Source organism: Alcanivorax sediminis, assembly GCF_009601165.1.
In the GTDB taxonomy this organism is placed as follows: Bacteria; Pseudomonadota; Gammaproteobacteria; order Pseudomonadales; family Alcanivoracaceae; genus Alcanivorax; species Alcanivorax sediminis.
On sequence record NZ_WIRE01000001.1, the window covers coordinates 2,330,450 to 2,350,191 of the forward strand.

General features: G+C 57.6%; 17 protein-coding genes. 6 read left to right on the forward strand and 11 right to left on the reverse strand.

From position 1 onward, the window contains the following. The first annotated feature begins 190 nt into the window (after positions 1 to 190). The 5 genes from GFN93_RS10595 to tusA all read left to right on the forward strand — a co-directional run bounded on the left by GFN93_RS10595 (position 191) and on the right by tusA (position 6,315). Positions 191 to 1,216 carry an AraC family transcriptional regulator gene (locus GFN93_RS10595; protein WP_153501065.1) on the forward strand — a complete coding sequence of 342 codons (1,026 nt, stop codon included), beginning with the start codon at positions 191 to 193 and terminating at the stop codon, positions 1,214 to 1,216. Between the two features lie 299 nt (positions 1,217 to 1,515). Further along, the gene (locus GFN93_RS10600) at positions 1,516 to 3,372 is read left to right on the forward strand and encodes a choice-of-anchor D domain-containing protein (RefSeq protein WP_235901789.1); all 1,857 of its coding nucleotides are present in this window, start codon (positions 1,516 to 1,518) and stop codon (positions 3,370 to 3,372) included. 154 nt (positions 3,373 to 3,526) lie between these two features. Further along, positions 3,527 to 4,660 (forward strand): DUF6801 domain-containing protein, encoded by a 1,134-nt coding sequence (locus GFN93_RS10605; RefSeq protein WP_153501066.1) that lies wholly within the window; start codon positions 3,527 to 3,529, stop codon positions 4,658 to 4,660. A gap of 129 nt (positions 4,661 to 4,789) precedes the next feature. Then, positions 4,790 to 5,953: a lipase family protein gene (locus GFN93_RS10610; protein ID WP_235901791.1), complete on the forward strand. Its 1,164-nt coding sequence runs from the start codon at positions 4,790 to 4,792 to the stop codon at positions 5,951 to 5,953. Positions 5,954 to 6,084: 131 nt separating this feature from the next. Next, positions 6,085 to 6,315 carry a sulfurtransferase TusA gene (gene tusA, locus GFN93_RS10615; protein WP_153501067.1) on the forward strand — a complete coding sequence of 77 codons (231 nt, stop codon included), beginning with the start codon at positions 6,085 to 6,087 and terminating at the stop codon, positions 6,313 to 6,315. Between the two features lie 161 nt (positions 6,316 to 6,476). On the opposite strand, the gene GFN93_RS10620 is transcribed toward tusA, so the two are convergent. Continuing rightward, entirely contained in the window at positions 6,477 to 7,169 is a 693-nt protein-coding gene (locus GFN93_RS10620) for a hypothetical protein (RefSeq protein ID WP_153501068.1), read from the reverse strand. A gap of 225 nt (positions 7,170 to 7,394) precedes the next feature. Continuing rightward, the gene (locus GFN93_RS10625; RefSeq protein WP_153501069.1) at positions 7,395 to 8,783 is read right to left on the reverse strand and encodes an MATE family efflux transporter; all 1,389 of its coding nucleotides are present in this window, start codon (positions 8,781 to 8,783) and stop codon (positions 7,395 to 7,397) included. A gap of 73 nt (positions 8,784 to 8,856) precedes the next feature. On the opposite strand from GFN93_RS10625, the gene GFN93_RS10630 reads away from it, so the two are divergent. Continuing rightward, on the forward strand, positions 8,857 to 9,387 hold the full coding sequence (locus tag GFN93_RS10630; RefSeq protein ID WP_328594526.1) for an elongation factor P hydroxylase: 531 nt from the start codon (positions 8,857 to 8,859) through the stop codon (positions 9,385 to 9,387). 234 nt (positions 9,388 to 9,621) lie between these two features. On the opposite strand, the gene GFN93_RS10635 is transcribed toward GFN93_RS10630, so the two are convergent. From GFN93_RS10635 to wrbA, 9 genes are all read right to left on the reverse strand, one after another. After that, positions 9,622 to 11,661, reverse strand: coding sequence for a BCCT family transporter (locus tag GFN93_RS10635; protein WP_153501071.1), 2,040 nt, complete (start codon positions 11,659 to 11,661; stop codon positions 9,622 to 9,624). Positions 11,662 to 12,074: 413 nt separating this feature from the next. After that, positions 12,075 to 13,382, reverse strand: a complete 1,308-nt coding sequence (locus GFN93_RS10640; RefSeq protein ID WP_153501072.1) for a DUF58 domain-containing protein — start codon at positions 13,380 to 13,382, stop codon at positions 12,075 to 12,077. After that, the gene (locus GFN93_RS10645; RefSeq protein WP_153501073.1) at positions 13,379 to 14,350 is read right to left on the reverse strand and encodes an AAA family ATPase; all 972 of its coding nucleotides are present in this window, start codon (positions 14,348 to 14,350) and stop codon (positions 13,379 to 13,381) included. The genes GFN93_RS10640 and GFN93_RS10645 overlap by 4 nt, the downstream gene beginning before the upstream one ends. Then, a complete protein-coding gene (locus GFN93_RS10650; RefSeq protein WP_153501074.1) occupies positions 14,347 to 15,666 on the reverse strand; it encodes a DUF4350 domain-containing protein in 1,320 nt (439 codons plus the stop codon). Before GFN93_RS10650 ends, GFN93_RS10645 begins: the two co-directional genes overlap by 4 nt. Beyond that, positions 15,650 to 17,167, reverse strand: coding sequence for a DUF4129 domain-containing protein (locus GFN93_RS10655; protein WP_153501075.1), 1,518 nt, complete (start codon positions 17,165 to 17,167; stop codon positions 15,650 to 15,652). The genes GFN93_RS10650 and GFN93_RS10655 overlap by 17 nt, the downstream gene beginning before the upstream one ends. After that, positions 17,148 to 18,137 carry a stage II sporulation protein M gene (locus GFN93_RS10660; RefSeq protein WP_153501076.1) on the reverse strand — a complete coding sequence of 330 codons (990 nt, stop codon included), beginning with the start codon at positions 18,135 to 18,137 and terminating at the stop codon, positions 17,148 to 17,150. The genes GFN93_RS10655 and GFN93_RS10660 overlap by 20 nt, the downstream gene beginning before the upstream one ends. Further along, positions 18,134 to 18,814, reverse strand: a complete 681-nt coding sequence (locus GFN93_RS10665; protein ID WP_153501077.1) for an RDD family protein — start codon at positions 18,812 to 18,814, stop codon at positions 18,134 to 18,136. Before GFN93_RS10665 ends, GFN93_RS10660 begins: the two co-directional genes overlap by 4 nt. Beyond that, the gene (locus GFN93_RS10670) at positions 18,804 to 19,148 is read right to left on the reverse strand and encodes a DUF2069 domain-containing protein (protein WP_235901793.1); all 345 of its coding nucleotides are present in this window, start codon (positions 19,146 to 19,148) and stop codon (positions 18,804 to 18,806) included. Before GFN93_RS10670 ends, GFN93_RS10665 begins: the two co-directional genes overlap by 11 nt. Then, entirely contained in the window at positions 19,145 to 19,741 is a 597-nt protein-coding gene (gene wrbA / locus GFN93_RS10675) for an NAD(P)H:quinone oxidoreductase (RefSeq protein WP_153501078.1), read from the reverse strand. The genes GFN93_RS10670 and wrbA overlap by 4 nt, the downstream gene beginning before the upstream one ends. Between the last annotated feature and the right edge of the window lies 1 nt (position 19,742).

The window sequence follows — 19,742 nt, forward strand, 5'->3', positions numbered from 1 at the left end:
TGCACTTGAGCATTAAATGCCTGGATAAATTAAGAAGATAATATTAGTTGTGTTCGCTTTTCTGTCTCACCCTGTGAAGGGTGAATCGACATTGAGCCTGCAGGGACGCAGGTTGCCCATTCCCTTCTGGATTTCTGGAGGGATTGAGGCCCTGAAATATAAAAAATAACGACCAGGGCGAGGAACAGGCATGTTCAAAATCAACAGCATGGCTTATGAAGTTCCACTGGTTTCCGATCTCTATGCGGAACGATTTATTCAGTTTATGGAGAATAGAGGCATCAGCCGTGATGCCCTGTTGGAAGGAACAGGGCTGAAGGATGTGCTTTCGGGCTCCGTCAACACGTTGTTGAGCATGAACCAGCTCACCAAGCTAATGGAGTCCTCCCAGCGCTTTATTGATGATGACCTGGCTGGGTTTGAGTTTGGAAAAATGCTGGATTTACAAGGGCATGGGCTGCTGGGGTTTGCCTTGCTCAAGCAAAAAGACTTTCGCGATCTCGCCAATATGATAGTGCAGTATTTGCGGGTTTCTCTGCCGATTCTGGACATGAAAGTGTCTTGTAGTGGTGAAGAAATCCGCATTGCGCTAATCGATGTCTGGGATCTGGGAAACCTGCGCCCATTCTTCGTCAAGGTTTACATGGGCAGCATTTATGCGCTGACTTCCTTGATTTGCCGCAGGTTCTATTTCGAATTTGACTTCGCATTTTCCCATGACGATGAAAACTGGAAGCGGCTGGCACCACATGCCCGTTTATCCTTCTCCGCGTCCCAGAATCAGGTTGTATTGCCTTTATCGGGCAGGCCAGCGAGAGACGGCAATGAGGAGCTTTCCTATTACCTTGCGAGCGCCCGATCTCGAGACGAGGTAAAACGTAATGAGCATATGGAAACCGCGGCCAGGGTACGTGAGCTCGTATCCCGCTACCCTGGGCGAGAGGGCACGCTTGAACGGGTAGGTGAGAAGATGGGCATGTCCGCCCGGTCTTTGCGCTATCACCTTAAAATGGCGGGGGTATCATTTCATGATATTCGAAATGAAGTGAGAAAGACCTTTGCCGTGCGGTACCTGAAAGAAACGTCCATGCCATTAAACAAGATTGCCGAAGTGCTGGGTTATAGCGATCAGGCAAGTTTTACCAAAGCATACCGGGGCTGGACCGGCGTTACCCCGGGAGATACCCGGCGAAAATTTTCTTCAACACCTTCCTGATATTTTCTTTTCTTGAGATTAAAACTTCACTGCCTACTGCTTGTTAATGAATAAGCGGTCTCTTCGCATGTGTGTCAGCGATCACAGCTGTCCCTTTTAACAAGGAATACGTCATTCCTGACAATGATAGAAAAAAGGGCTTCCTAATAATGACTCAATGTACCTGAGAGCAGTGCAACACCTGCCTGAGTGTTCCTGTTGTGAAGTAGTGGGTACATGAATCGATGGTGAGATCCAGGACGATATCTCACTAAAGCGATGCAACCAATATTGATAACAATCAATACGAGGAGTGAGTCATGACCCCCGAAAAAACGACAATGGGCCCGTTGAAGATGCGAGCGCTTGCTGCTGCAGCCATGATGGCTGCCAGTGGTGCTGCTTCTGCGATCCCTGTCCAATCAAACATGTATTTTCAATGTACCTACCCACTGATCGGTCAGCAGCCGCTGACGGCCGACATCCAGACCGATATGCCTGAAAGCATTGGTGTGGGCGAAGCCACCGGTGCCTTTACCCTGAATATCACTGCCACCGCAGAAGGGAATACCTGGCAGGGCCTCAGCCTTGTTGGGGCAACTTCCATCGAAGGTACCGCAGAAGCAGATTCAACGGTAAGTGCTCCGGGCTTGAATCTGCCTCTCACCATTCCCCTGAATATTCCGGTTACGGATATTTCTGGCGTATCCGGTCCTTTTGATCTGGTAGCAACGGGTGACACGCCATCACTGACTTTCATGGAAAGTAATGTGGGCACAGTTGACATCTTTGTGGAAGAGTCCATGACTCTGGCCATGATTGCCCGCAAGGCCGATGGCACCTATGTAGACTTTGGTTCTGCCTGGCATGATCCCAACAACCCGGAAGTTTTTCTGGTTGACTGTACAATGGATCAGGCCCGAATGGCTGAAAACGGTGTGACCAACCTCCTGCATTCGTTCGAAGTGACCTCCGGCGCGAGTGAACAGAACATTGCCGTGAACCCCGAAAGTGTTGACTTTGGGCAGGTTCAGGGTGGTCTGACTGAAATGCAGTCAATCACCATTGAAAACACGGGTGGTCTTGCGTTGGGTATCAACGGCATTGCACTCAATGGTGTCGATGCTGGTTCCTTCATGCAGACCAACAACTGCACCACACTGGCCTCCGGTGAAAGCTGTACGGTTGATGTCACCTTCATGCCTACCGGTGAGGGTAGCCGTAGCGCATCGCTGTCTATTCAGTCTGACGACCCAGACAGCCCGACTGTTGAGGTCGCACTGTCCGGACAGAGTGTGTTGGCACCCGAGCCGTCTGTGGTCGTGGATCCCGCATCGGTTGCGTTTGGTTCCGTCACCGTGGGCTCCAGCAAGAACATGAGCGTTTCCGTTGCAAACGAAGGTACTGCGGTGCTGTCTGTAAACAGCGTTGCTGTTGGTGGCGCCAACGCCAGCGAGTTCTTCCAGAGCAATGATTGTGTTGATGTGGCTCCTGATGCTTCCTGTACGGTGGATCTGACCTTTACCCCGGCGGGCGAAGGCGCCAAGGCGGCTACTCTGACCATCGCGTCCAACGATCCAAACGCGCCCAGTGTTGTTGTAGATCTGACTGGTTCCGGTATTTCCAACAGCTCTGGTGGCGTTGAAGTCGCCTATGGTCTGGCAGGCAGCACTCATATCAAGAAGGCCTACGGGGATGTCTCTCTGAGTGGTGCCATTGATGCGGTGCTGGATCTTGCTACCGGTATGTTCACAGCCGATCTGAGCCTGGTGCCCACCAGTGGCAGCTTCAGGATTCTGTGGGGTTGGAAGCTGGTAACTGCTGAGGCTGACATCGAGTTCGAACCTGTAGGTGAGACGACTGGTACTCTGGCCACCGATGGCACCCTGTCAGCTGACACCGAGATGTATATCAAGCTGCCGTCCGTGAAGATGAAGCTGTTTGGTCTTCCGCTGCCAGTCGGTGGTGGTGACGAATGCCGCACTTCCGAGCCGGTATCCATCAGCCTGCAAACTCCGGAAGGTCAAACCTTTGACCCGCTGGGTGCAGGTGGCAGCCTGGCAGGCACCTATGACCTGCCGCCTCTCGAGAACTGTGGTGGTCTGACCGATCTGCTGAATGTCTTCATGGCTGGCAGTGGCAACACCATCAACCTGTCTCTCACCCCTGATCTGTAATGGGTGAAGGTGCCCTGATTCATCAGGGCACTATCCCTCTAAGGTCTTTTGCTGTGCCCGAAAGGGCACAGCATTCACATTTACGCAACGCCAAAATACCGCCCAAGTCATTTCACAAACGAGCTGGTTTCGGCGGTTTTTTATGGAATACACCATGACAAAACAACATCGATTTGATGGTTTTCATACCGCCTTTTTGGCAGCAGCAATGACTTTTTCACCCGGTATCGTATCGGCCGTTCCTGTTGACGCGACCCTGGATTACACCTGTGTTTTCCCGATTATCGAAGAGCAATCCATGCAGGTTGCGATTACTTCAGACATGCCCGAAAGGTTGGCTCCAGGGGAAGCGAGTGGTGTGTTCAATATCGATGCGGTTGCGACAGTCAGCGCAGATGCCTGGAATGGCCTTCACTTCGTTGGCTCAAAGACGTTATCGGGTAAAGTGAATGCGGCCAGCGTGATCTCCGCCCCTGGACTTACCTTGCCATTGGTGATTCCCATGCAAATTCCGAGCAAGGCGTTACCCGACAGCCAGGAAGCATTCAGTGTGTCTGCCTCAGGGCAAACACCTTCGCTGAGCTTTACCACCGCTAACACAGGTGAAGTGGATATTGTTGTTGGTGATCTGGTCATGCAATTGCAGCCGCTGGATGGAAACACGAACCCGACTGGGCTCGGTTTTTTTGAAAGTGAATGTAGTCTGGATAGCGGACAGACCGGGCTGCTGCACACCATCATCGTTGATGAAGAAACTTCACAAGACGCGGTGTTTCCTTTTATTGGGCAGGCCACTATCAATCAACACAGCGACCTGCCCTTGTCAGGAACCTTGGTGCTGGCAGTCGAACCGGGTAGCACGGATATAGCTGGGGATATGGTTTTTGATTCAGCCCGGCTTATTGTCAAGGTTATCAGCTTTTTTAACACGCTAACTCTGGAAGCGGATGTGGCCTTTCATCCCCAGGGTGAGGCTGACGGTTCGATCAGTGATGATAGCCTGACACTCCGGCAGTCCACAGAAGTGCAATTACAGAACGCGAGGCTGAAGATGTTTGGGCTGCCGATTTCCAGTTCAGGGGTGGGGCAATGCAAGTCTCAGTCGCCGGTAATGCTGAACTTATCCACCCCCGGGGACGGGAACTTTTCGTTGAACGGTGGTGGGCCGTTGGAAGGGCAATTTGAGCTTCCGCCTTTTACTGACTGCGGTCTTCTCACCAGCGCCATCAATCAGTTGATATCCGGAATGGATAACCACATGAATATCACCCTGACAGGGGAGCTTTGAGCCATGTCATTAAAACTATTCTTTGCCCCTATGGTTCTGCTCTGCGTTCCCTGTCTTGCTCGCGGAAGAGGGGCACGCGAGAGGGGCTTTGGCCCTGCTTTGCGGTCATTTATTCTGGCAGGCTTTGTGATGGCCTTTCCGTGTAATTCAACGGCAGCCGCCACTCTTGATGATAGCTTCTACGTGCCACCCGTACCGTTACCTGCTGGTTCGCCGGGGGATATCATCAGGTGGCGCTCTGCTCAGGCGGGGCCACCTTCTGCTCGTGCGCTGGCTGAGGCCTGGCAATTGATGTATTTGTCCACGGATGGGTTGGGTAACCCCATGGCGGTCTCGGGCACCTTGCTGGTTCCGAAAGGGTTGCCCACTCAGGGCATGCCCATTATTGCCATTGCTCCGGGCACAGCGGGGCCTGCCTTTCGTTGTGCCCCCTCAAGGATGATTAACAAGGGCGCCTACTACGAGCAGCCCGCCATCAACGACATGCTGGCAAGCGGTTATGCCGTGGCCGTGACGGATTACGTGGGCTATCACCCTGAACCGTCCACTACCTATATTATTGGCCGCTCCATGGGGGCAGCGGTGCTTGATATCGTCCGTGCCGCACAGCGTATGCCGGCAGTTTCATTGTCGAGTAATGCGCCGGTAATGTTCAGGGGCTACTCCCAGGGTGGCGCTGCCGCCATGTGGGCCGGGCAGATGATCGACAGCTATGCCCCTGAACTTGATTTACGCGGGGTCGTGGCTGGAGGCGTTCCCGCGAATCTGGCGCAGGTCGCTTTACCCTTGAATGGCCAGGAAGGATTTGGGGTACTTCTCTATGCCTTGCTGGGCCAGGATAACCTCTATCCGGAGTTATCCCTCGACCCTTACCTGAATGCATCGGGAAAGCAGGCAGTGGAGGATATGGTTAGCGATATGTGTATCCTGGAGTTGTTGCAGGATTTTCAAGGGCTTTCACTTGCGGATGTCACCGATATCAATCCGCTGACTGGCCCCCGGCTTGAACGCATCGCAGAAAATCAGTTAGGCAACGGCACCATCAATGTGCCGGTCTACCAATATCATGAAATGGAAGATGGTCTGGTGGCCTTTGGGCAGGCGAAGGATCTTCGCAACCTGTATTGTGCCAAGGGGGTTGAACTGACCTGGGTGCCCATGGATACCCAGGGCAGTAGCGGTGTGATTCGCCACATCAATCTGGTTTACCGCGGGAATCCCGGGGTCAATCAGTTCCTGGAACAGGTCCTGTCAGGCACGTCACCGCAACCCAATTGTGCCGAGACACCCTGATCCTGTTAGCAGCTTTGGGAGAGAGGGGCGTGTCTGAGGTCGTGGCGCGTCTCGTTTCTACCGGCCCCTTCAGCTGCGAATCGCGCCACAATCGTTATAATGGCGGGCCATCCAGACCCAACGGAGTCCCCATGGAAGCCCAGCACCACCTTGATGCCACCGGCCTGTTGTGTCCTGAGCCCGTCATGATGCTGCATAACAAGGTGCGTGACATGGCACCTGGAGAGCTTCTCGAAGTCAGGGCGACGGACCCTTCCACCGAACGTGATATCCCCAAATTCTGCCAGTTTCTGGGCCATACCCTGGAAGGGCAGCAAGTAGAGGGAGAGTTGTATGTTTACTGGATACGTAAGAAGCAATGAATAGTTAATAATGAATAATTAATAACGTCGCGGGCCTGCGATGGTTTGATCTGGAGCCAATGAGGCCGCGCCCAAATCCTGGGCGCGGCCTCATTCGTTTCAAAACACGAAAACACGTCTCGCGACGTTATTAATTATTCATTATTAACTATTAATTAACGTCACCGCTCTGTCGCCAACATAGCCACTGCCGCCAGGGCTTCCGGGTCGCGTTCCTTGAGTTTGTTGGCGATGCCGTGCTGGAAAAAGTAGCGGAAATCCTCTTTCTCTTGAGCCGACACAAGGCATTTAGCCCCCGGCAGGATTGGTGTTTCCACCGGGTCACTTTCCTCCGCCACCATGGCGGTGAGTTTTCCGTCCGCGTCCAGCCGCCAGCTCACTACTTCCATCAAGCTGATGGTGTGGAATTCGTCAGCGGAGAATACGGCGTGGGTGCCAATGGTGTCCGGGATTTCCTGCACTGTATGTTGACCGGGACGTGGTTTGCCAAAGAAGCGGATGGCGGCATCCAGCTCCTGCACCTTGTACTCCGGCGCATCCACAAACAGGTAATCACTATCGGGCAGGCGGTAGCCTTCCCAGCGACCGTTGAGTGGATCTGCCAGCGCCATGGCGGTGACCGGGTTTTTCAGCCAGGGAACCATGGCGACAGTGTCACCATTGGCAAGTCTTGCCCAGGCGAGAATTTTCAGCGAGAAGAGGGTGTCCGGGTGCTGGTCATTGGCATAGAGCAGCTCAATGCCATCGTATTCCGGTGACAGGCGAAGTATAGGGGGCTGTGCCGCTTTGCGACGTGGAGAGAAAGGAACAACGTTGCTGTTCCCGCCAGGGTGTTGCCGGTGAGCCGAAGTCATGGGCACCTCCCGGTACGTGTCCTAGAGGGTCGCCAATAGTGTTACACCCGGCAGGGTGCTGGCACGATCACATGCCATGGCGACCGTTAATTCAACTTAGCCTGTCAGCCAAATCCATGCAAGTCGTCGTGAAAGTGACATGAAGAGTGGTTGGTTAGCGGGATAAATGGCGGGGTGAGATCAGTGGCTGGTGAATACGTTGATTCCAGGTCACGCTCTTTTGCCTCAGGCTGCTTTCTGTGGCTCTTTGGCCGGTGCAGGTTGCGAAGCCGGCATGGGCTGTTTCATCCGCCATTTTAGCCGCAGCCCCAACAGAATGGCGGCAACGGTAAGGCCTGCCACCAGCCCAATCCAGAAGCCTGCTGGCCCCATGGGGTCGCCAAACAAGGTGGTGAGACCGAGGGCATACCCCATTGGCAGGCCAACGCCCCAGTAAGCGAACAGGGTCATGATCATGGGCCAACCGGTATCTTCGAAGCCACGCAGGCAGCCATTCGAACAGACCTGCAGGGCATCAGAGATCTGGTAAAGCGCCGCAAACAGGAGCAGGTAGGTGGCCAACTCGATGACTTCCTGGTTTTCGGTGTAGATATGCGGAATCCAGTGTCGCGCCAGGACCAGTGACAGGGAGGCTACGGAGCCAATGGCTATGGTGATCATATGGGCCACCTGTACTGCGTGACGAAGGCTGGTCTGGTCATTCCTGCCTCGAGCATGGCCCACCCGAACCGTGGCGGCGATAGCAAAGCTCAGCGGAATCATGAAAATCAGCGACGTGAAGTTCAGGGCGATCTGGTGGCTGGCCACAGTGTGAGCCCCCAGGCTGCCGATCAACAGCGCGATAACCGCGAAGATGCTGACTTCAAAAAAGATACTCAACCCGACCGGCAAACCTAGCCGCAGCATGTAGCCAAGGCTGGGGACCTCGAAGTAACGCTGCCGCAGGTTGAGGGGCGCGTGTTGGTACACCGGGTGGCGATGAGTGTAGATCAACATCATCAAGGCCATTGACCACATCACCAGCGTCGTGGCCCAGCCGCAGCCCACGCCCCCCATGGCCGGGAAGCCCAGCTTGCCGTAAATCAGGACATAGTTGCTGGGGATATTGATTAACAGGCCAATGACACTGATCAGCAGTACCGGCCGGGTGTGGTTCATGGCTTCGGTATAGCTACGCATAGCCAACATCAGTGCCGCACCGGGCATCCCCCAGCTGAGGGCATCCAGGTAGCCGGTGACCATGGGCCTTATTGCCGGGTCGACATCCATCCACACCAGAACAGGGCCGATACTGCGTAGAATCAGGGCGCTCAGTACCCCGAGCCCCATGGCAAGCCAGATGCCTTGCTGGGCCAGAGGGTTGATACGATGATAAGCTTCGCCGCCAAGATGGCGAGACAGGATCGGGGTGGCACTCATCAGTACCCCGGTCATGAACAGGTACAGGGGCACCCAGATGCTGGCCCCCACGGCAACGGCGGCCAGATCATTGGCACTGACACGTCCGGCCATCAAGGTGTCCACAAAACCATTGGCCGTCTGGGCCAGCTGGCCGCCGAGGATCGGCAGGGCGAGCGTAAGCTGGGCAGTAAACTCCTGACGGCGGGAAGACATAGGCGCGACGAATCTTATGGGTGAGAACCAGGACCTGAGAAAGCTCGCTACCATAACCCAAAGCGGGGGGCAGGTGCACTGTAGTGCCGACCTTGAGGCGCTTTTTCGGGCCACTTTTTTTCAGGATTTTGCCACCGTGCTGGAGGGTGGAGCTCCGGAGCCTGTCTATTTACCCGGCAGTCCCCACCGAATCTGTTATACCCATGACTACTTTCGCAGTGCCCTGCACGAGATTGCTCACTGGTGCGTGGCGGGGGCGGCCCGTCGTGCGCAGGTGGATTATGGCTACTGGTATGCGCCGGACGGCCGTAATGCCGAACAGCAGTCACAGTTTGCTAGCGTGGAAGTGCTCCCCCAGGCCTATGAAGCCCTGTTTTGCGCCTCATGTGGGCATGACTTCCGGGTGTCGCTGGACAACCTGAATGGTGATGGCGGTGATGAGCGGCCCTTCGCTGTGATGGTCCGGGCACGGGCGGAGGCCCTGCTGCAGCAGGGTCTTCCCGATCGTGTCGCCCTCTGGTGCGACGCCCTGGCGGGCCGCTATCAGCGCCAGTCGATTCCCTTGTCTCAAGCCCTGCAACAAACCTTCCAATTGCCGCTATAGGAGCGGTCGTCTGTTATGCCCTTTGGGTGCGACCGTGATGTGCGCGCGATTTCGCGGTGGAGCCACCGCTTCCACAGTGCGGCTCTCCCGGTTTTGCATGCCGCGTGTTGCGTGATGGAGCCGCAGAGCGACCACAAAAAAGGCCGCACCCTTCACAGGCGCGGCCTCCATGTCTTCAGCCAGCAACAACCCATGATCGCGTTGTTGCGTGAAGCGTGGTGCATGTAGCGTCTCTCAACGCATCATATGCAGGAAGTGCATGTGCTTCTCGTACTGATCAAGCACATCCACAATCACCTGGTCCTTGGTGTAACCCATCAGATCGTAGTCCTGACCGCCTTCCTGCAGGAAAACCTCCGCACGATAGTAGGTGTCCTTGTCGGCATGCTTCTTCGCATGATCCAGTTGGCGGATGGTCAGGGAGGGACGGGTATAGCCGCGAACCCGGACACCATAGACAAAGTCGGTTTCCTTGCCATGGCTCACTTCCAGGTAGGCCCGGTCATCCTCATGGCGAATTTCGACCTTGAGCCCGTAGCTCTCCAGTTCCTTGGCTACGGTTTCCAGCGCTGGTTTCACGGTGACCTCAAGGAACTCCAGCACCCGAACCCGCAGGGGGAAGTTCACCATGTTTTTCAGCCGTGATTTCCAGCCTCCGCTTCCCTGGGGGCGCTGATGGCCCACATGCACCTCCGGAGGCGGTGACAAAGCGGCAGCAAGGCTGCGTTGGCGAATATTCTCGATCTTCAAGGAACGCAGCAGACCATAGGCGGCGACGAGGAGTACCACGGAGAAGGGGAGAGCCGCTGCGATGGTGGCCGATTGCAGGGCACCAAGCCCACCTGCCAGCATCAATGCAATAGCGACCACCCCTTCAGAGCTGGCCCAGAACACGCGCTGCCAGACGGGGGTGTCATCTCTACCACCTGACGCGAGCATATCCACCACCATGGAGCCCGAATCCGATGACGTTACGAAAAACACCACCACCATCAAGGTAGCGACACCGGAGATAAAGCCTGAGAAGGGAAACTGTTCCAGAAAGTGGAACAACGCCACTGACATGTCTTCATTCACCAGGCGCCCCAGATCAGCGAAGGAATCAGACATGATCATCCTGATGCCTGAATCGCCGAATACCGTCATCCAGAACAGGGTAAAACCCGCAGGCACAAACATGACGCCCATGGCGAATTCACGAATGGTGCGGCCACGGGAGATCCGCGCGATAAACAACCCCACAAAAGGCGACCAGGCAATCCACCAGCCCCAGTAGAATATGGTCCAGCCCCCCACCCAGGCTTGCGGTCCGCCGTCCACTTTGGGTTGGTAGGCATACAGGTTGAACGTCATGCTCACTAGCTCAGAAAGATAGGAACCCACATTCTGCATGTAGGTCTTGAGCAGGAAGATGGTGGGGCCGAGCAGCAGGACAAAGGCCAGCAGCAGGAACGCCAACGCCAGATTCAGTTCCGAAAGGCGGCGAATCCCGGCGTCCAGACCGGTGACCACAGAGATCGTCGCCAGCCCGGTGATCACCACGATCAGTGTTACCTGCACCGTATCGCTGACGGGTAAATCGAACAGGTAGTGCAGGCCGGCATTCACCTGTTGCACCCCAAAGCCCAGTGATGTGGCGACGCCCAGAACGGTGCCGACCACGGCAAAGATATCCACCGCATGGCCAATAGGGCCGTAGATTTTTTTACCAATGATGGGATAAAGGGCGGAACGGAGCGTCAGCGGCAGGCCACGGCGGAAGCTGAAGTAGGCCAGAATCAGGCCCACTATGGCGTAGATCGACCAGGCATGTAGTCCCCAATGGAAAAAGGTCACCCGCATGGCTTCCTTGGCCGCCGCCACGGTACCCGGATCAGCCATGGGAGGGCTGGTGAAGTGCATCACCGGCTCCGCCACACCAAAGAACATGAGACCGATACCCATGCCCGCCGAGAACAGCATGGCGAACCAGGAGCCGTAGCTGTAATCCGGTTCGGAGTGATCTGGCCCCAGCTTGATCTCGCCGTACCGGCTGATACCGAGGAAGGCAACCAGGGAAATGATGATGGCCACGGTCAGCACATAGAACCAGCTAGCATCTTCAATGACTGCCAGCTTGAGACCGTTGAAAAAGGACCCGGCTGTTTCAGGCGCAGCCACAGAAAACAGGACGAGACCTACAATGATGGCGAGTGAACCGTAGAAAACAGGGGGATTGATGGTGTCGTGTATGCCCGGCTTGGACGATATTTCCTGCTCGGCAGACTCTGACATTGGAAGCTCCTTTCCGGATTTGGGGGATGCCATTACCGGGAACCATAGCTTCTGCGCTGCGCACTGACGGACAAGGCCTGGCCTTGAAAACAAGGGCGTGATGACCGTCAGATCTCAACTGCTGTCTCACACCGCGAATACTACAAAAACTGTAATCAGTGGTTCCCTTGTTGGCTCACCTTAACATATGGGGCCTTTTTATCACCCCCGGCGGGGTTGATGTTGCGTAAGCGAAGGTCGACCGGATCAGGGGAAAGGAGCGTTCTGTGCTGTAGGAGCACCACTTGAGGTGCGAATCGAGCGAGACAGAGTGACGAGGTTCGAGTTACGAGTTACGAAAGGCAAAAGCGTATGCACTGCGGATTAGCGTGTTTTGATTTTCGCAACTCGCTTCTCGCAACTCGAAACTGTCTTTACAGCCGCCCACTGCGTTTGAGCATCAGGTACAAGTGATTCAGTTGCGCCGGCATGTTTTGCGGCGTGGTGGCGGTGACCAGGGCGCCGGCATGGCGCAGGCGGGTATGCAGTTGTTGCCGGTCCTGTTGTTCCTGAGCATCGGCACAGACTTGCAGGGCGCCATCAAAATCGTCCACCGGCGTGCGCGCAAGCTGCACCTGCTCGGGAAGCAGCATATCCGCCACCAGCACAAGATGATGTTTGCGTAACAGGCTGACGGCACTCATCAGGTCGTCACGGTCTTCCTGCTGCAGGCGCGTAATCAGTACCACCAGGGCGCGGCGGCGGCTGTGCTTGAGCAGTTGCCGGGCCGCAAGGCTGAAATCACTGGCATGCTCACTGGGGTGCAGATCGTAGAGCCCATTCAGCAAGTGGTTAATGCCCTGTTGGCCCTGAACCGGGGGCAGCCAGCGCGGCTGGTCACCGGAAAACAGCATGGCGCCTGCCTTGTCCTTTTGCTTGAGGGCACTCCATGACAACAGCAACGCGGCATTCAGGGCGTGATCAAACCCTGTCAGCTCACCCACCGGCATGGCCAGGCGTCGGCCGCCGTCCAGCATCAGGAGGATCTGTTGATTCTGTTCATCCTGGTATTCGCGGCTGATCAGGGTCCGTCGCCGCGCTGTGGCTTTCCAGTCAATCTGGCGAAGGCTGTCGCCAGCGTGGTACTCGCGCAGCTGATGGAACTCCATCCCTTCACCCCGGCGGGGTTGCAAGCGGCTGCCGCTGAACAGATAGGAATGGCTGGCATCCAGGCTGGATGCATGCAACCGCGAAAAATCCGGATAGACCGGTACGGTGCACTGGGCCGGGATCGTTTTGCGCGCATGCCACAGACCGAGCCGGCTGGGTACCCAGAACTCCAGATCCCCAAAACGGGTAGGGCCGCGTCGGCTGGGTCGATAGGGGTAGACAAGCTCGGTGAGTTCCTCCCGGGCTGGATCAATACGGCATGGCAAGCCGGTATGGGCATCATCACCGGGGTGGCGATCCGCCAGCAAAGTGCCTTTGGCCAGGCTCTCCGAGCTGACCCGGATACGTACCGGATGAGGTTGTTGCACGGAGAGCGCGCTGGGCAGAATCCGCTGAGCTACCGGCGCGGGTTGTCGTCGCAACTGCCAGCCATCCAGCAAACTGATGACCAGCACCACGCCGCCGATGGCCCACCACAGGGTCACCAGACCCGTGGAATCCAGCCAGATCAAGGGGAGTGCCAGTGTCGCCCATATCGCGACAATCTGGAGTAGTCGGCGGGCCGGTTTCATTGGCGCGGCGCTTCCACCTGTTCCAGAAGGCGACCGAGCACCGTTTCCGGTGTTTGCCCTTCAATTTCGGCATCGGCGCTGAGCTGAATCCGGTGTCGCAGAACCGGGCGGGCCACCTGCTGGATATCATCAGGCGTGACAAAATCCCGGCCTTCGACCAGCGCCTGAACCCGGCCTGCCCGCGCCAGTGCGATACTGGCCCGGGGGCTCGCGCCATGGCTGAGTCCACTGAAATCACGGGTGGTACGTACAATGCGCAGGGCGTAGTCGAGCACTTCAGGGTCGATCAGGATGCTATCGCATAGCTTGCGAATGGCCATCAGGCCGGCACCGTCGGTGGCAGGAGTCAGGCTATCCACGTCCAGACTGGCGTGGATCGTACCGTCAAGCACCATGTTGACCAGCCGGGTCTCATCGCCATGATCCGGGTAGTCGATCATGACCTTGAACAGGAAGCGGTCCAGCTCCGCTTCCGGCAGTGGGTAGGTGCCTTCCTGGTCCAGAGGGTTCTGGGTGGCCAGCACCATGTAGGGTTCTTTCAGGGGGAAGGCCTTGCCTTCGATGGTGATCTGACGCTCCTGCATGACTTCCAGCAAGGCTGCCTGGGTCTTGGCCGGGGCCCGGTTGATCTCGTCTGCCAGCAGCAGCTGGGTAAAGGCCGGCCCGCGGCGAATCCGGAATTGCTCGGTCTTCTGGTCGTACATGGCATGGCCGGTGACGTCCGTGGGCATCAGATCCGGAGTGAACTGGATCCGGTTGAAATCCAGCTCCAGTACCTTCCCCAGGCTGCGTACCAACAGGGTCTTGCCCAGACCAGGTACCCCTTCGATGAGCACATGGCCACCGGCAATCAGCGCGATCAGCACTTCACGGACGACCTGCTGCTGACCAATCAGCACCTGGTTCAGGCGTTGTTCGATGTCGCTGGCCAGGGTAGCGGCTTCCTGCAGGGTGTTGGGTTGGCTCATGTGTTGCTCCTTAACGCTTGCAGCAGCCGGACCTGATGGATCAACTGGTCACGGGTCTGCGGGGTGTCATTGAGGGCACTGTGCAATTCACCGGCGGGGCAGTTCAGATCCCGGGCAGCCAGTGTCAGCGCCTTTTCATCGTTGTTGTGATATCCGCGCAGGCGGGCAGAGGCCTGCTGTCGGAGTGCGGTGAGCAGGTTGTCCTGTTGCTCGGTACGCCATTGAAAGTAGCCACTGGCATGCAGGTGTTGCAGATAGTCATGGTGGGAATCGTCTGCCACGGGCTGCAGTGGCCCCTGCCGCGGAATGCGTAACCACAGCCACAGGGCGAGCAGCACCAGTAACGCCAGTATCAGCTCCGGAGCGCGCTGCCACAGCCACTGCAACAGTGGTGGCATGGCCACGGAGCGCACAAACCAGACGCCGTCATCGCCGGCCAGCCAGGCCAGCAGCCAGGCATGATCAAAATAGAGCAGGTGTTCGTTGTCCCACAGGCTCAGATCGGTGAGTACCGTGATCTGGCCCTCGCCAAGGGAGAGCTGGATAAGCTGACTGCCGTGTTCATTGTCGGCGTAGGCGATGACCTCGGTGTGCCACTCGCGATGGGGCTCAATATCGTCCTCTTCATCCCAGCTGTCGTGCCACAGCACATGGTCGCTGTAGAGCTGGATATGCCGCGGCAGCATGTCATCATCCGAGTGCAGTTCCAGGGTCTCCGGTTGTTCCGGTGCATCACAGAACAGGGATTCACAGGTGGCGCGCAGGTCCTCGTTGTCGCTTTCCATACAGTACTGCAGTGGATCGCCGGCAAAAACAGGCATCATTGCCAACAACGCGATCAGCGGATCTTCCTCCAGTACCTGAAATTCGTCGTCGTCCTCGATTTCCCAGACCGTAATGCCCAGCGGGTAGAGTAGGGGATCATTGTCACGCCACTGCTCGTCGGTGGCCGTGCCTTCGTCACGGGATTCCGGCAAGGGGCGGGCGGCCACAATCAGATCACCACCGTCCATGACCCAGTTGATCAGTGTGTCTACCTGATCGCGCGTCATCAGTCCGCGTTGCTTGTCGAACACCAGGGTGGTGTCCACGTCTGGCAGGGGGAACAGGGCCGCGGCACTGAGGATGCGTCGGGTGGGCTGCTCGCGCTGGTTCAGCCAGGCCTGGGCGGCATGGAAGGGATCGCGCTGGACCGCACTGTCCGGCGCGACCCGGTGGATCGTGGTGACGGGCTCGGTCAGGGCATACCAGGTTACGAAGAGGCCCAGTACCGTCAGCGCCAGTAGCGCGGGGAACCACTTACGCAGGGTCGCCATGTTCCACCTCCACGAAGCGCACGGCCTGCCATTGGCCTAGGAGGCTGCGCACCTCCTCTTCAGTCACTGGGCGATGGGCCCAGGCGGTGCGCACCCAGGCATCGACCACCGGCTTGAGCACATCAATACCCGTGGCGTTGCCATGCTCTCGTTGCAGGGTGCGCAGGCAATGCTGTTCGGTACTGCCGGCAGCGAGAGGAACGGGGTATTCGCGCAGAAGGGTAGCCAGGCTGACGCGGAGCAACAGTGACATGGCGGTGCGGATATCCCTGTCCTCCAGGGCTTTCTCCACCGCGCCAGCGATGTCGTCAGGCAGGCTCTGGTGGCGGATGTCGAGGCCGGCCACATGAGTGGGGATATCGTGCTTGCGCTTGCGGGACGGGGTCGCGAAGCCCAGTTGCGACGAGACCTTCATCAACAGCCACAACACGATGCCGGCAAACAGCGCCCAGAATACTGCCCAGATCAGATTATCCGGAATAGAGAATGGCTTGCGGGAACTGGAGCTCTGGTCATCGGCCCGGTCGAAAAACGCCTTCCAGAACTCTTGCCACCAGCTACTGTTTTCAGCGTCTTCATCGCGGTCCTTCCATTCCCGGCTGGTGCGGGTCTCGAAGGGCATGTAGTCCTCGCCAGCCAACAGCTCGATGACTTCCTGCTGTTCGCTGTGCATGGCATCCACGTCATTTGTCGCGGCCTGCGCGGGTTCACTGAAGGGCGTGGCCAGCAGGGCGATCAGCAAGGCTGCTGCTGCGCCGGCAGGAGCGCGACGCCTGCCAATACGGGTGAGGCCGAGCTGCAGATCCCAGCCTTCCAGCCAGGTGCGTTTGTTCAGGTACAGGGCAAAGCCACAAGCTACATAGAGGGGTTCAGTAATACAGAGCACCAGATACAGACAGCAGGTGGCGATGACGGTTTGCAGAAGGCTTTGTTCGAAGAACCAGTCACTGAGCTCCAGGTTGAACTGCCAGGGCACCAGCGTGTAGATCAGCGCCATGAGGCCATAGCCCATGAACTGCTCGATATGCAGCAAGATGATCGTCAGCATACCCGCGCGGTTGGATGGGGAGCGATGCAGCACCTGGTGTCGCTGGCTGACTTGTTCGCCCCGGGCGCCTTCCAGTTGCCAGATGGCGGTGTTGAAACTGCGCGCCAGGCTCAGGCGTCGCCAGGTGAGCTGGGCGAACAGGCCGGGCAGGGCGTACTGCTTCCAGCGTTTGAACAGCTGTTTGAGGGTAAGCTCCTCGGCAAACAGGGCATGGCTGTACCAGGCTAGCAGTGGCCGCTCCCAGGCGGGCTTGAGCCACCAGAACAGCACCATGGGCCAGTACACCTCCTGAGTCCATGCAACCGACAACAGCAGGACAAAGGGAAGCAGTGTGAATGCCAGCCAGATCTTTACCGTGGGCCAGGCCCAGCGGCGGAACATCTGTGTGCCCATGTCCACGGCTTGCCAGGGGCTGCGCGGAGCCAGTCGGGCGCTAGCCTTTTCCAGTTCCATGACGTCCCCCGAACAAAAGATAAAGATACAACAGGCCCCAGCAGGCGGCGCCCACGCTGTATTTCACCACCGGCTCAAAATCCCGGGGTGACCAGAACGCCTCGATAAAGGCGGCCAGCAACAGCAGGGCAAACACCCCGTACATGGTTGGCAGGCTGTCTTTCGCAGCCAGTCGCAACGCATTGAGGCGGGTATAGGGGCCGGGCGCAATAATCGCCCAGCCGAGTCTCAGCCCGGCACCTCCCGCCAGCACAATGGCGGTCAGTTCCGGGGCTCCATGGGCGATGACGAAGGTGAAGAAGGGTTCGTCGCCGCCTACGTTGATAAGGTGCGCGGCTATGGCGCCAAAGAAGCTGCCATTAAACAGCATCACGATAATGGCCCCAACGCCCAACAGCAGGCCGCCGGCAAAGGTGCGGAAGGCAATACCGATATTGTTCTTGATGTAATAGCCGAACATCATCACGTCGTCATCGCCACCGCGGCCAATATCGATGTCGCTACCGCCGTCTTCATTGGGCTGGTACATCATCTCGATATCGGTGAGGGAATTTTCGTCCAGCACGGTATAGACCATATCCGGCTGCTGGTGCACCAGGATCCAGACCAGCGCGATGGACAACACAAAGCTGAGCGCACTGACCAGGTGCCAGCGCCACTGCCGCCGCACGGCTTGAGGAAACCCACGGGCCAGGAAGTCACCGATACGATCTGCCAGCGGTGGGTTGTACCGGTACAGCTGCCGATGGGCCCGCAACACCAGATTGTTCAGATACTGCTGCAGCTCCAGGCTGTAGCCTCGCTCACGGGTAAGGGCCAGCTGATGGCAGAGTTGCCGGTAATCAGTAACGAACTGGTCCAGTGGCAGTGCCTTGCGGCGGCTGACATGGAGAGCCTCCAGCTGTTTGAGTTGATCCTCAAGGGATTCCCAAACAGGCCGGTATCGTTGTTCGAACTGGGCCTGTTTCATCGGGCGCCCTCCACCAGGAATCGTGTCACCCCTTTCAGGCGCTGCAGCGCAAGCGGGGGGGAGAGTTCCGGGTACGCCAGTTGGGCCAGCTCCTGCTGGCGAGGCTCCGAGAACTGCGCGTGACGCTCCTGAAAGGCCAACAATGCCAGCTGGTCTTCACGGCTGAGGGGCCAGTCCGGAGGCGTCGCGCTACTGTCGTCGGGCTTCACCGCGCTGGCGCTGCTCTCCACATGAATGACGACGGAGTTGGCGGCCATGTCGCCCAGGCGCTGGAAGCGTGGGCTGATCAGAGTGGAGATGAAGCCCAGAAAATAGAACAGGGGAAAGGCATCGGCGGTACGCAGCAGATTGCGAATCAGGCTGCCATTGAAGCTCAGAGGGGTGCCGTTACTGTGCACCACGGCAATGCCCATGAATTTCTTGCCGGGGGTTTGACCGTGGCGGAACGCTTCAAACAGGGTGGGGTAGAACCATTCCAGCAGAAACAGCGAGATCAACAGCATCCCGGTGCCCACATTCCCGAACACACCCACTACCGCAGCGAGGATGCCAAACACCACCAGACGAATGACCAGATCGATACCATAGGCCATGGCCCGGGGAACCGGGCCGGCCAGGGACAGTGTCAGCAACGTCCCCTCCGGTGTCTCGATCTCGAGTCGCTCGTCAATCAGCATGCTGGCCCTGACGAATCTGCACCGCGGCCAGAACGAACAACACAACGGTCAGGGTGATCTTGGCAATGGCCAGGGTGCGCACTGGTGCCGGGTCCAGCAGCTGCACGGCATAGCCACAGAAGTAGAACAGCAGCAGGAAACACAGCCAGGTGCACTGACGCTTGTTTCCGGAGATAACGGCCGGAGCCATGATCAACAAGGGGATGTAAAGCACCAGGGCGATGATCAGGGTGGACACTACATGGGTATCGGGTGGTGCCAGACTGAACAGGCCGGTAATACCCACCAGTAACAACAGGGCATAGCTTGCCCGTAGCAATTGAAGAATCATCATGAGGCCTTGAGTTGTCTGGCGAGCTGGCCGAGGCGTTTGCCCAGTGCCCGGGCCAGAGAAATTTCGTGGTCGGTGAGGGTAGCATCCCCCCGGGTACCGGAGACGTGGGTGGGCCCATAGGGGGTGCCGCCGCTTTGCGTCTCGATCAGCGCCTGTTCGGTATAAGGCACACCGGCGATGACCATTCCGTGGTGCAACAGCGGGGTCATCATGGACAGCAGGGTACTCTCCTGGCCGCCATGCAGACTGCTGCTGGCAGAGAATACGCCTGCGGGTTTGCCAACCAGCGCGCCCTGCATCCACAGCTCACTGGTCTGGTCGATGAAATACTTCATCGGCGCAGCCATGTTGCCAAAGCGGGTAGGGGAGCCCAGCGCGAGCCCTGCACACTGGCGCAGATCATCCAGCGTAGCGTAGGGAGCACCCGTGTCCGGAACCGCCTTGCCGGTGGCCTCGTGATCGGCGCTCACCGGGGGGACCGTTCGCAGGCGCGCTTCCATTCCGGTACTTTCCACGCCACGGGCGAGTTGAGTCGCCAGATTGGCCACACTGCCATTGCGGCTGTAAAACAGCACCAGCACATAATCCGTCATG